Origin of the sequence: Desulfosporosinus sp. OT (assembly GCF_000224515.1) — a bacterium.
Classification (GTDB): domain Bacteria; phylum Bacillota; class Desulfitobacteriia; order Desulfitobacteriales; family Desulfitobacteriaceae; genus Desulfosporosinus.
Window position 1 is genome coordinate 1 of the sequence record NZ_AGAF01000161.1, and the last position, 13,489, is coordinate 13,489.

At 42.1% G+C, this 13,489-nt stretch carries 13 protein-coding genes; 2 read left to right on the plus strand and 11 right to left on the minus strand.

The features are described 5' to 3' along the window. The 6 genes from DOT_RS14505 to DOT_RS14530 all read right to left on the minus strand — a co-directional run. On the minus strand, positions 1–354 hold a 354-nt coding region (locus DOT_RS14505; RefSeq protein ID WP_009620191.1), incomplete at its 3' end, for an MFS transporter. After that, a complete protein-coding gene (locus DOT_RS14510; RefSeq protein ID WP_009620193.1) occupies positions 341–2,194 on the minus strand; it encodes an ASKHA domain-containing protein in 1,854 nt (617 codons plus the stop codon). The genes DOT_RS14510 and DOT_RS14505, both read right to left, overlap by 14 nt. A gap of 142 nt (positions 2,195–2,336) precedes the next feature. Continuing rightward, positions 2,337–2,888, minus strand: coding sequence for a DUF2284 domain-containing protein (locus DOT_RS14515; RefSeq protein ID WP_009620194.1), 552 nt, complete (start codon positions 2,886–2,888; stop codon positions 2,337–2,339). 154 nt (positions 2,889–3,042) lie between these two features. Further along, on the minus strand, positions 3,043–4,020 hold the full coding sequence (locus DOT_RS14520; protein ID WP_009620195.1) for a uroporphyrinogen decarboxylase family protein: 978 nt from the start codon (positions 4,018–4,020) through the stop codon (positions 3,043–3,045). A 31-nt stretch (positions 4,021–4,051) separates the two neighbouring features. After that, complete coding sequence (locus tag DOT_RS14525; RefSeq protein WP_009620197.1) at positions 4,052–4,684, minus strand: corrinoid protein; 633 nt, start codon at positions 4,682–4,684, stop codon at positions 4,052–4,054. 32 nt (positions 4,685–4,716) lie between these two features. After that, positions 4,717–5,523, minus strand: coding sequence for a methyltetrahydrofolate cobalamin methyltransferase (locus DOT_RS14530; RefSeq protein ID WP_009620199.1), 807 nt, complete (start codon positions 5,521–5,523; stop codon positions 4,717–4,719). A 210-nt stretch (positions 5,524–5,733) separates the two neighbouring features. On the opposite strand from DOT_RS14530, the gene DOT_RS14535 reads away from it, so the two are divergent. Then, positions 5,734–6,990 (plus strand): helix-turn-helix domain-containing protein, encoded by a 1,257-nt coding sequence (locus DOT_RS14535; RefSeq protein ID WP_009620206.1) that lies wholly within the window; start codon positions 5,734–5,736, stop codon positions 6,988–6,990. Between the two features lie 29 nt (positions 6,991–7,019). Here DOT_RS14535 and DOT_RS14540 read toward each other — a convergent pair whose 3' ends face one another. Further along, on the minus strand, positions 7,020–7,397 hold the full coding sequence (locus tag DOT_RS14540; RefSeq protein ID WP_009620207.1) for a helix-turn-helix domain-containing protein: 378 nt from the start codon (positions 7,395–7,397) through the stop codon (positions 7,020–7,022). 133 nt (positions 7,398–7,530) lie between these two features. Here DOT_RS14540 and DOT_RS14545 point away from each other — a divergent pair, with 133 nt between their 5' ends. After that, positions 7,531–7,932, plus strand: a complete 402-nt coding sequence (locus DOT_RS14545) for a pyridoxamine 5'-phosphate oxidase family protein (protein WP_009620208.1) — start codon at positions 7,531–7,533, stop codon at positions 7,930–7,932. Between the two features lie 191 nt (positions 7,933–8,123). On the opposite strand, the gene DOT_RS14550 is transcribed toward DOT_RS14545, so the two are convergent. From DOT_RS14550 to DOT_RS14565, 4 genes are all read right to left on the minus strand, one after another. After that, complete coding sequence (locus DOT_RS14550) at positions 8,124–9,158, minus strand: 4Fe-4S binding protein (RefSeq protein WP_009620210.1); 1,035 nt, start codon at positions 9,156–9,158, stop codon at positions 8,124–8,126. Positions 9,159–9,572: 414 nt separating this feature from the next. Continuing rightward, positions 9,573–10,796 carry an NrfD/PsrC family molybdoenzyme membrane anchor subunit gene (nrfD, locus tag DOT_RS14555; protein WP_009620213.1) on the minus strand — a complete coding sequence of 408 codons (1,224 nt, stop codon included), beginning with the start codon at positions 10,794–10,796 and terminating at the stop codon, positions 9,573–9,575. A gap of 29 nt (positions 10,797–10,825) precedes the next feature. Then, positions 10,826–11,602 carry a 4Fe-4S dicluster domain-containing protein gene (locus DOT_RS14560; protein ID WP_009620215.1) on the minus strand — a complete coding sequence of 259 codons (777 nt, stop codon included), beginning with the start codon at positions 11,600–11,602 and terminating at the stop codon, positions 10,826–10,828. Positions 11,603–11,621: 19 nt separating this feature from the next. After that, positions 11,622–13,199 carry a [FeFe] hydrogenase, group A gene (locus DOT_RS14565; protein ID WP_009620217.1) on the minus strand — a complete coding sequence of 526 codons (1,578 nt, stop codon included), beginning with the start codon at positions 13,197–13,199 and terminating at the stop codon, positions 11,622–11,624. Positions 13,200–13,489: the final 290 nt, after the last annotated feature.

Genomic DNA, 13,489 nt, shown 5'->3' on the forward strand with positions numbered 1-13,489 from the left:
AACCCGAAAACCAATAAGCTGGTAAACATTTGTGGATAAAGCACAAAAGACGCTGGCCGTTGTATAGAGAATCAAGCCGATGATTAAAATGGGCCTGCGGCCATACTTATCACTCAGAGGGCCCCAAAGCAAGGTAGCTGCAGCATAAAAAATAAAGAAGAGCGTCAACGTAAGGTTAATTAGGCCGACTGAAACATGGAAGTTATCTGCCATGCGTGGTAGGGCAGGGAGGTATAAATCAGTGGACAGAGGGATAAAAGCGCTGAGGAAGCCTATCAAAGCAAGGAGTCCTTTCTCGCCCAGATATTTCTGTCCACCGTGCTTAGCTCTATCAAGTTTGCTAGTTTCCGTCATTACGTTCCTCCTCCAGGCGTTCGAGGTACATACTTTCCATGAAATAATCAGAAAAAGTAGCACTGCCCCCCAGCTCGATATGGCGTATCTTCCCGTATAAGTCTTCCGCGAAGGCTAACTGATGCTGATCAAGAAGGGCCCGAATAGCACCCATATGGGCTGCATTTCCAACGGCCTTTATTCTTTCCGGCGAAATATTGGGAACAAGACCGATATTCAAGATATTTTCAGCTTTAAGATACGTAGCAAAGGTACCGGATAAAATCACTGAATCCAGGTCTGATACCGCTAATTCTGCCATTTCCACCAGCGTTTTAATCCCTGCGCACACAGCCCCTTTAGCATATTGAAAGGCTGCAATGTCCTTCTGAGTGAGGGTAATATCCCGCCCTGAGTCCGAGCCATAGGCCAGGACAAACTCATTGCCTTTTTCAGTCCCCCGAATTCGACGTTGCAGCTCTAGCACAAGGGTTGAAATTCCATCCGGGTCCCCAATCCTTCCTTGAACATTGATTACCCCAGTCCGTCTCATCTCGTCAATTCCTTCAATCAAGCCGGAACCGCAAATTCCTATCGGGGTCTGACCGCCGATGACCTGACTACTTACCCCTTGTTCAGAGAGTCTAATGCTTTCTATAGCACCCTTTCTTGCCCTCATGCCATTGGTAATGCCTGCTCCCTCAAAAGCTGGACCGGCCGCAGTTGAACAAGCCAACATGGTATTGTTTGTTTTCAAGAACAACTCACAATTGGTGCCGAGATCAATTAAAAGATGGTTCCCCGGTTCTAAAACTTCTGGGGCTCCAATAACAGCTCCTAAAGTATCTCCCCCCACAAAGCTTCCGATATTAGGAAATAAGAATACCTTAGCTTGAGGATTTAAATCCAAGCTCAGCTCATGGGCTAAAACTTCTAACGGACGATTGCAGACAGAAACAAAGGGAGCAACTGCCAGATGGGCTACGTCTAACCCGATGAAAAGATGATGCATTGTTGTATTGCCAACAATGGTCATTTTAACAATTTCCCTAAGGCTTACGTTTGTTGCCTGGTTGAGCTCATTAAGCAAGCGATTGATGGTTTTCCGAATTGCATCTTGCAATAAGGCAGCGTTGTGCTTGCTTTCATTAGCAAAGGAAATACGGGAAATGACATCCGCCCCATAAGCCGTTTGTTCGTTTTCGGTTGATACCACCTTCAAAACAGTCCCCCGTAAAAGATCCACTAAGGCAACCGCTACACTTGTTGTTCCAATATCCACGGCAGCCCCAAACAAGCTTGACCTGGTATCCCCTGCTTCAAGATCAAGAATCTCCTGATCTGTAACCGTAGCGGTCACTGAATAGTTGTCAGCACGGATAACTTCAGTGGCCTTACCGATAACCTTCAAACTGGAACCAACGAGATTTTGACCTGTAACCTTGATCAGTTCATCCAGCGTACGATCCCAGTCTCCCCGTTCGTCAGCCAAGGTCGGCTTGCTGAGAGTAAGGAAGACCTTCTCCACCCCAGGATCTAAGGTGGTAACCTTCATTCCCAAAAGTGCAGCTTCTTTCCGATCCAAATTATCCACAAAATCAAGTTCAATGGTCATTCCTTGTTCTGGAACCACTGCACAGGCGAGGCGGATTCCAGCCGAAAGTTCAGACTCATTCAGATGTTTACGATCACGTTCAGTGGGAGAGGGAAGCCTTTCGATGATTCGGACCCTGCATTTGCCACAAGTTCCCTTACCATTACAAACATTCTGAACAGAAAGACCCTGGCGAACTAAGGCGTCCATTAACATTTCATCCCTGTGGGCAGTAATCACTTGATTGGGGAGTATTTTTATCTCCATGACGCCCTCCTGATAATTTAATCGATTAGATTATTCACTTCTTAATATTCACATCGCTATCCACTCAAAAGAAACTATAGACCTCAGAGGAAGGTAGCTTCGCCCACAAGAGTGAACTCATCACATGAAGAGGCGGTAAAGCTCACATTAACAAGATCAATCCCACATAGGAAACCGTATTTTGACCATTAGAATAGGGTATCCCGCAGCCTTTCAGCAAGGCGGTTACGTCAATTCCATAGGCTTCAACCGATGATATTGCTTTGTCGGGAAAAAAGCACTCTTTTCCTGTGAGATAGGCACATTTTGCACAATGCATGCAAGGACCTGCGCTTAAGGGCAGAATCTGACTAAAGATATCTCTCTTCTCTACGTGCTCGAGAAGTTTCCTAAATACTTTTTCATGATTGGCCTGTCCCTCGAGCATACCTTCCCAATCATAGGAATCTTCCAGCCGGTGAACCGTCTGAAGCAAAAGGCCCTGTTTAAAGCCCGAAACTCGCTTAATCAAATCACTAATTGGCCCAACCGCAGGAGGACACATCCAGTTTTTATTGTATGATCCACAGGAATTTTGTTCACATAGTTTTCTAAAGTCTTCGTTAAACGGAATTTTAGTCACTTCAACCAGCGCGGCGTGAGTCGCGTTTAATTCAAGGGCCTCTTTTACTAAATCGTTTTGTACCTTTTCCATAATGATTGCCCCTTTAAGGTAGATGTAAATCGATCCATTTTTCAAAAGAGAGAGCCACTGAAAGGCTCTCTCTACCATTTGACCCAACGTTATTTGGCAACTCGTTTGCCCTGACTTTGACTAGCCATTTTCACAAGAATCAAAGACAGCATGATCAAAACATTGCTTTACTCATTTTGTCGATCTCTTCACTGACTTTATCGTAAACACCTGGAAAAGCACTCCAACCCCCTCCCATGGTTAAACAAGGGATGAAATATAACTTCCCGCAATTTTTACAAGCTCTCTCGACTTCTCGGGCAGCTATTTCAGGTGTCCATGCCGGAAAATCAACAACACCACTGTCAATATCACCCATGAAGCTAATTTTTCCACCATATTGTTTAATAAGCTCCGGCGTGTTGTTCGTGGTCATGACACCCTGCCAGATATCGATTCCCATTTCGAGCATATAGGGCACCAGATTAGCCGCATAGGAATCACTATGGTGGACGATGAGCTCAACCCCATTCGCTTTATAGAAACCGTAGATTTTTTTATAAGCTGGCAAGAAGAACTCCTCGAACATACTGGGAGAAATAAACGAGTTTGTTTGGCCTCCCCAATCATCGTGATGGAAAAGACAATCCGGGTGGATTTTATCAATCAATACTTTAGCAAAGGCTAACTCACGCTCAGTAAGACAATCAATGAACTCATGCATAGCCTCTGGTTCTTCATATAAAGCCATTAAGGCATCTTCCATGCTCATCAGGTGATGGGTCATCTCAAAGACGCCGGGGGCAATAAAGGGTGTGACAAATTCTTCATTACGATCCACAGCGTTGGCGTGAGCTATAGCCGGAGCCCATGCTTCATCCGATGTATCAATCGGGGGTACTTTCACGTATTTCTTCCACTCAGTGATATCTTTTAAGACCTTGTGTTCATCATCATGCACGGGAAACATGCCGATTTGACCTTCCGGCCACTTCCAGGTAATGCCCCACTGATCTTTCCAAGTCTGCCCATATTTCATCTCTAATCCCGTGGGAACTTCCATGATCATATGCATAAACTCATACTGCTTAACAAATCGATCGGGATTTCCGCCTCTGATGGTTTCCAACAGGTTCTGTCTTTTTGTTAACATAAACCTCGCCCTCCTATATCTCAAACATGTTTCAAGCTTTGACTAATTCTTTAGCTTTGACAGCAGCACTTCCGGCATCGGAAGCAAAACCGTCGGCGCCGATTTCATCGGCCATCTCTTGGGTTACAGGTGCCCCGCCGACGATTACCTTGAATCCTGTTAAGCCGCTGGCTTTAAGTGTTTGAACTGTCTCCCTCATCGACGGCATCGTGGTTGTCAAAAGTCCTGAACAGGCTACTAAGTTTACGTTTTGGTTTTGTTTAATCGCCTCAAGGAATTTATCAGCGGATACGTCAACACCCAGGTCCACCACATTAAATCCAGCACTTTCCAGCATCATGGCAACGAGGTTTTTGCCGATGTCATGGAGGTCGCCCTGAACTGTCCCGATAACACAGGTTCCCAAAGACGATGAACTCTCGCCGGTAAGCAATGGTTTGAGTACGTCGACGCCTTTAGACATGGCTTTAGCCGACATAAGCATTTCAGGAACATAAGCTTCACCTTTGGAGAATTTGTCCCCAACAACCCCCATAGAAGCAATCATGGCCTGAAGAATATCCCCTGCTGCGTTTCCTTCATCCAATGCTTCCTGGACCAAACCCGGAACGAGCTTGGCTTTTCCTGCTTCGACCATAGTTTTTACTTCTTGGATTTTAGACATTGTTTAGCCCTCCTTAATCTGTGATTTATTTATTATCTATTTTTTTGACCAAATAAACTATCCCTATAGGCTCCAATGTATTCCATGCAGTATTCGTCTCTGCCTAACAGCGCTTCCGTGGAGTAGATCATGCCGAGCAAATCTTGGTTGGTAGGGTCGAGAATCCCGCTGTCCATTCCTGCATTCATCATCAATACAGTAAACGCCTGATTAACGAGTCTTCGGGCTGGAAGATTAAAGGAAACATTACTCAGACCGCCTGTCACATGAAGCTCCGGATACTGTGCTTTGATTTCTTTGACAACGTCGACAATCATATTGATGCCGTCTTCCGAGGTACAGATCATTTCGACCAGCGGATCGATGTGCAGGCGTGACGGGGCAATATCAAATTCTTTGGCCCTTTTCATGATGTTGGCAAATACTTCGAGCCGTTTCTCGGCAGTTTTAGAAATACCACTGTCATCGCATAAAAGGGCAACACATTCCCACTTGGTATCTGCGATGGCAGGGAAGATGACATCAATTTTATCCCCTTCACCGGATACGGAATTGATGAGTCCCGGCCGTTTGCAGAACGGAATCGCTTCGGCAATAGCCTGGGCACGGGGGCTATCGATGCAGATCGGTGTATCTGTGACTTCCTGGACCAGATCGATCAGCCATTTCAGAGTCCCGACTTCGATGTTGACGTCAGTCGATGCGCAGACATCAATAAAGTGTGCTCCGGCAGCGACCTGAATTTTAGCAAGATTACGGATAAAGTCCGCATCGATTTCTTTTATTGCCTTAGCTACAGAAGGTATAGCACCGTTGATTTTTTCGCCGATTATGATCAATCAATGTCGCCTCTTTTCCTTTTTGCATTTCACCTTAGATGAAGTTTATAATGTTTTTGACAAATCACTCTAAAAATGTTTAGTTAGAGTGAATATAACTAATATATTTAATATTTCGATTTTTTAACCTGTAAGCCTTTGTATATACATCTGAAATAATCCGGAAGATTTTGTTCACATTGCACGATTCCGCTGCAGGGAGGTATTTAATTGGAACAATCTACGACTAATTTGAGTAACAGTCAATTTCTCGCCCAAAACTCACTTCAACTCCTCGATGCTCTCGCAGGGGAAAGCGGCTTGCAACACTTAGTTGAACTAGGGTATGCAATGTTTGGGAACCCAGTCTTGCTGATCGATACAAGTTTAAAAACGCTTGCCTTCTCGAATACTGAAATCAAGGATGACCCTGTATGGAATGAATACGTCACTTCGGGTTATGCATCATTAAGTTCCGTAAATTATTACACCTCGAACAAACTCAGCCTGCTCGTTAACCAGAGCGAATTTCCTTTTTTATGGACAGACCCGTATTCAAAATATCCCCGGATTATGAGTAAAGTCGTAATCGGCGGCAAACAAATTGCTCTTTTATCGATTATTGCTCATGAAAAGCCCTTTCAAGATATAGATCTTGAACTTGCTGTCCTCTTATCTAAGGCTATAGCAATTGAGCTGCAAAAAAATAAATTCATCCACTATTCACGAGGAGTAATGCATGAAAACTTTATTGAAGAGCTTTTGACTGGAAAGACTAAGGATGAGAAAATCATTCAGGAACGGATTAAGGTTTTAAATATCCGCTTCAGCAAAAATCTTTACACTCTCACGCTAGATATCAGTCGTTTCGACAATGCGAAAATATCGTTGGCTTATTTGAGAAATGAACTTGAAAATCAGATACCCAACAGCAAGGCCGTCATTTTAGATGATAAGATTGTTTTAATCATTAGTTATGATGATCACGGCCAGTTTTATAAATCCGAGGTTAAAAAATTAAAGACATTTTTGAAAACCTACCATTTATATGCCGGTATGAGCCGTTGTTTTCATAATTTGGAAGAAGTTCAGGAGCATTATTTCCAATCTTTAGACGCTTTAAGATTGGGCATACTGGTTAATAAGGAAGCGTATTTTTATCCCTATGAGGACTATGCCATCTATCACTTTGCAGAATCTTCCGGGGTTGAAAATCTAAGAAAAAATTGTCATCCATCTCTTTTGAAACTAATTGAATACGATGGCGAGAATAATACAGACTATACTCGAAGCCTGTATACCTTTATTATTCATTCTAAAAACATCACCGAATCTGCCAAAGCCTCCAATATTCACCGGAACACAATGTTCTACCGGCTTGAGAAAATCGAATCCATTATGGATATCGATATCAATAATAGTAATACATTTCTTCATTTGCATTTATCGTATAAAATTCTGGAATTGTTGAAAATCGATTTACCCTAATATTAGGGAACACTACTTGTATGGCCTACTCAATCATTTGATAAGTCACGTATCTCTTTTGGTGTAATGAGCTGCTCATTTTTAAGTGATTGAACATACTTGTCTCCCCAAATTTTGAACTGTTCTAATACTGGATTAAATGCCTTTCCTAAATCAGTTAGTGAATACTCTACCTTGGGGGGAATTTCCGAATATACATATCGACTAACCAACCCAAAATATTCTAGCATCCTTAATTGTTTGGTTAACGTAGCCTGTGTAATAGTATCCAATCTTCTTTGTAATTCGCCAAACCGTAGCGCTCCATGATTTAGATGATACATAATCAAAATTGACCATTTCCCTGAAAATACTTTTTGGGCTGTAAAATACGGGCATTTTCCGAAAAGACTATCCGTTTTCTCCATAACTATCTCCTTCCACAGTATCTATTAAGATACTTACCTCACATAAAGATCGTACTTGTTTATATATACGTACATGATATTATTGTTGTGTAATTAAATTTTAACATATAATTTTAAGGGAGGAACAATAATTATGAAAAAAGCCTTAGAATTCTTAAAAGAAAGTGGTACCTTTTACTTAGCAACTGTTGACGGAGATCAACCAAGAGTTAGACCATTTGGCGCTGTTTTTGAGTATGAAGGTAAGTTATACATTGTCACCAACAATACAAAAAATTGCTTTAAGCAAATGTTAGAAAATCCCAAGGTCGAAATCTCTGGTATGAATAAAAAAGGACAATGGATTCGTATTACTGGAGAAGTTGCCCATGATGACCGACGTGAAGTTAAAGAACTTGCCCTTGAGACTATTCCACCCTTAAAGACTATGTACAATATTGATGATGGAATTTTCGCAGTTCTATACTTTACTAAAGGAACAGCTACTATTTCCTCTTTCAAAGCTGAACCTGAAACATTCTCGCTCTATATGTAGCACCTCTGTGAAAGCGCGTCTAATGTCAATTCATCTTCGAGACTCTCTTCAATATATTTATTTATTTACTCTCAAATTAAAAGCGAGCACAATTTGGAATTGTGCTCGCTTTTAATTGAATTAGATATGACGGATCTCAAGGAGATAGTTTGATGCATTTGAGAAGAGATCAATGGAATAAGAAGTCAATTTTATTGGGAAGATAACTGTTCATTATAATCACCTATCGCACAAGCCATACACAATGGTGGCTCTAAGTTATCAAACACTTGCTTGCCACACCCAGAGCAAAACCGTCTTTTTCTTTGGTGCAAAAGTACCTTACCTACTAGTAAACGATAAGCTAATAATTTACTTTCCATACTTAAAGCTTTAGAGCGGCATATACTAACACATCTTTGACAGCGGACGCATTTTACTGGTTCATAAATCAAGGTCAACTGTTCCTTATTTTCCTTTTTCGTCAAAGCTCCTTGCGGACAAATTTCTGGACATTCACCGCAATTTGTACAACTTTCGCTCACATTTAAGGCCGGTATAGGAAGTACCTCAATCCCCGATCTCTGGGATTTCCAGGTTTCCGCCAAAAATTGTCGTGTCTTCGGAATAAGATATGTTTCACCGGAAGTGTTCCCCGCTAACATTGCTTCGAGTTTCTCACGACCGATGTCCCGCCAGCCCTTTTCCTCGTTCTGGGTTTGAACCGACACCGTTTCCCCAATCGCTGATATACTGTTCCCATCATCAGCTGCAACTTTAATCCGTACTGGCGGATGATCCTTCCAGGCGTTATGCACTTCTTTAAAAATCTGTACACTCATTCCACAAGCTTTTTTATCCGGACAATTTGCACACACTCCGGTGTATATCGTCAATTCCTTCTCCCGGGCATACAACATGAGAGTCACCCATAAATCCCGGTCGAGAATCCCCAGACAAGGAATTTCATAGCCTTCCGGAATCGCTTGTGGGCAGCTCAAAGTAATAATTTCTGAATCTTTAATATACTCGTAGAGCTTATCAATGTTGCGATAGACGAATCCATCACTCGGACAAACAGCCATACAAATCCCGCATTCTGTGCAACGTTTGGCATTAAGTTCACCATATACGGAAATGGCTTGATGGGGACAGGAGTCGATACATAACCGACAAAGATTAACAAATGCTTTTTTGTTGTTGAGACAATTATTATGATTATATACAATTTGACAATTAAAAATCATAAAGACACCTCATTTTTGCAAAAACAAAAAGCACAGGCAGAAATACTTGCCCTGCGCTATAGGTATATATCTTACCAATTTGGCAAAATACTTATTGATCATTTCATCCACTCTATCCCTCTGATTTTATCAGAAGGATAGAGTGGATAAAGAAAACTTGGCTGGCGCCCACGAAGACACTGTCTTCGCACGGATTAACCCTTCTTGCAGACACTGTCTTTGTACGAATTAGCCTTCTTGCAGCTTCAGCGAAGGCGCCCGCCTTAGTTGCACTTATGCTTAGAAAGTATATAACGAAAGTTTATACTTTCTGACAGTATGACAAAAGATCAAGAATCAGAATCTGATACACTTTTAAACGAGTTAAAACACCTGTAAAATCAATGGTTTGACTTTTGGTAGAAGCTAAAGCGCCTACTTCGCTGTGGATGCGTAATCAATACCATCAATCATTACACCTTCGACTGATTCTGATCCATGATGACCCATAATATTGAAGTTTTCAGCTATGAACAGGTATGCTAAACAAGCTATTGATACTAATCCTAAGCTGACTACAATCTCTGTCCAAGCAGGCGAATAATGTCCGCCGTGTTGGTTCAGGTATTTACCCAATCCTGTGAACACAACATTAAACCTGTTGAGAATTACACCGGCTACATCAAGGATTCCAAACCAGAGCAAGCCTTTGCGGGTACCGGATAAGGAACTGAAGGCAATGATGATTGGTATTATTACACCAAAAACCAGTTCGATCAGAAACATGATACTGGGCAGATCAAAGGCAAAAACGTTGCTAAGGGTTCCTTTTACTGCTATATCAACGATCTTTAAGATCAAATACAAAAGCATTGCTCCGCCAGATATTCTGACCAACCCTCTTAAGACAGAGTTATCTACTTTATGATCAAGTGCCTTCCCGGCAAGACTGCTTTCTATAACAATCATGCCTGCCCCGACAAAAAATGAGGATAACAAGAAGAACGGCGGCAGAAATACCGACCACCAAAGAATATTCTCTTTGCCTACCATTAGGTAAAACAATTCGCCCAATGATGATTGATGCAGTGTTGGCAGGGTAATGCCGACGATCAGCAGTACCGGCATTGCTTTCTTAAGGTATTTGTGGAAGCCTTTAAATACTTTCTCGGTTGCTACTTCGCAGAATTCCAAGATCTGAATCACTGTATAACATGAAACGCACCAGAAAACTTCAAACAATACGCTGGCATGTCCCCATGATACATAGGGTCTCCAGAAGTTGAACCATTGTCCTACTTCAATTAATAGCCCAAGTACAACAACAATATAACCTAATAATGATGTCAACATTGTACTTCTTGCGATCGGATAAAATTTATCCCGGCGTAGTACATATACTATAAGGCATGTTCCATATCCGCCTCCTGCCAGGGCTACCCCTAACAGTACGTCAAAGGCAATCCATAGTCCCCATGGCCACTGGTCGTTCAGGTTGGTTGTTGCTCCCAGGCCTAATACAAAACGCACCAGGATTATAGCTATGGCCACCGCTGCAATGGCCATAAATACCAATCTCATGGGGGTCATTCTAAACCTCCATCGTACGCTGTTCAATTTCGCTCCTGCTTGATTTACGAATGTAGTAACAAGTTCCATATATTTCCCTCCCTACATTTTTTGCTGTATTATTCTAGAGGTTCCTTGTTTTTATTGTTAAATACATATAATCCGGCTAATATGGTCGCCCAAGCGCCTCCAATAAATGGTGTCATTTTCATATATCCTTCTGTGTAAGAAGGCAACGACTTAGTTGTTACATCCGTTCTGAATTTCATCTGTTCAAATGGCGTATCCGAGATATACAGCCAGGATGTTCCACCCGCTTCTTTCTCTCCAAATACTCTGTCTACATAACCATTGCTTCTGATTCTCTTTTTTGCTTCTGCCAACAGCTCGTCTCTGTCCCCAAAAGTAATTGCTCCTGTCGGGCACACAGAGGTACATGCTGTTTCCTGGTTATTGGCGACTCTTGTTGGACACATCTGGCATTTCCTTACTCCAGGAATGGATTTCTTCCATTCGTATCTCAATATATCAAATGGACAGGCCATCATGCAGTAACGGCAACCTACGCACAGTTTCTGATCATAGATGACCGGTCCCTGGGGGAGCTTCTGTATTGCCTTGGAGAAACATGCTGATACACACGCAGGATCTTCACAGTGCATACATTGGGTTTTGACATATCTCCCGACGGCTGTGCCGTTCTTCTTGAGGGCATAACGATTTATTGATGTCCATTCTTCAGGCCATAAGCCGTTGTTTGGTTCCTTTGCCCTGTCCGTAGGCGTCTTGGTCTTTTCCTGTGGATCCCATTCAAGTTCATTCCACAATTTGCAAGCTACCGAACAGCTTTCACAACCTATACATTTCGGAATATCTACGAGCACTCCTTTTGACATATCTTTCCACCTCCTAAACTTAATTTAATTTGCTCTTGGACTTTTTAGTAACAAACTCTTCAGCCCTGGAAATATAATTGGTATGCAGCAGTTCTTCTGCTTTTTTACTCATCGGAGCGGTTAAGAAATCAGCATAGACTTGTTTGATTTGGGGATTATCGTGACTATTGCGCAGTTTTGCATTAGCATCAATTTTATATAATGATGCGGCACGCCTATTGCGAACATCGTCTGAAGGAGGAGAAGATGCACGAGGTTGTCCGCCACCATATTCGCAGCCTCCGGGACATGCCATGACTTCAATAAAGACCCACGGGGCATTACCTGATCTAATCTGATCCATAACCAGTCTGGCATTGGTCAGACCAGAAATTACGGCAACTTTTACAGAGCCAACACCGGGAATATTAACTGCCGCTTCTTTAACACCCTGCATTCCTCTTACAGGTGTTAAATCCCAAAGTGCTGAAGGTGGCTGTTGTCCGGTTATTAAGTAATAAGCAGATCGAGCTGCAGCTTCCATAACACCACCGGTGGTACCGAAAATTGCTCCTGCCCCTGTTCCTGAACCCATCAGCTGATCATACTGGTCGTCAGGAAGAGCAGCAAAATTGATCCCAGCTCGCTTGATCATTCGGGCAAGTTCTCTTGTTGTAAGAACGACATCCACATCAGGTGTAACCTTGCTGTCTTTTAACTCTTTACTGGCTGAAACCATTTCAGGACGTTGACATTCAAATTTCTTTGCTGTACAAGGCATGATGGCTACCGAAAAGATCTTTTTGGGGTCTACATTCTTCTTTTCAGCATAATAGGTTTTCATTAAAGTCCCTTCCATCTGCTGAGGAGACTTGGCTGATGATAAATTAGGAATAAGATCAGGATAAAAATATTCGACAAACTTAACCCAACCCGGGCAACATGACGTGAGCTGTGGGGTAGGCTTTTTCAATTCGCCTGTAACACGTTTAACAAGTTCTGTGCCTTCTTCCATAATTGTCAGGTCAGCTGTGAAATTGGTATCAAAAACTACATCAAAGCCTAATTTTCTCAAGGCTGCAACTTGTTTGCCCTGAACATTAGTTCCGACAGGCATGCCAAATTCTTCACCAAGACCAATACGAGTTGATGGCGCAGTCTGTACTACAACGGTGATATTTGGATCTGCGAGAGCTTTGAATACTTTATCAGTATCATCCCGTTCTGTAATTGCTCCCGAAGGACACCATTGCGTACACTGTCCACAATTTACACAAACAATTTCGTTTTTAATCGGCAGTTCGTAATTTCCATACACCGATTGAATCTTCTCACAGACCTCAATACATTGACCGCAAAGAATACACTTTTCGTCATCTCTGATAATTGCAGGGTTTTCTGGATCAATTGGAACGCGACCGCGAACGTTGGTGGGCCAGTTGCCTGGTGCATTGTATTGGGCAGGCATCCAACCACTTCCGCCGACGGCTTTTTCAGCTGTAATCGGTTCGCCACAACCAGCCAAGTTTAGCGAGACACCAACTAAACTTGCTCCTCCAACAAATTTAAGGAAAGAACGTCTGGACAATTTTTTTGCTTGTCCTGCTTTGCTTGCCATGTGTTTTACCACCTTTTTTAGTAAACTCTATTTGCAAAATTGCTATTGAACTCTCAACTGAAACTGTTTTATTGCTCTCTACAATTAATTGATAACATTATTTAGAAAATTTTAGAATTGTTACACAAGTGAATATTTTCACTTGTTATTGTGAACTTTCGCACTTACTTGCGCAATCAACTAAGAGTTTGGTAAAATTTAATGATGGTGTATTCTACGAGTTTTCCTCTCAAGGAAAACACATTACTTACAAGTTGAACAAACTAAATGATTTGTAAAAAATGTAAAAC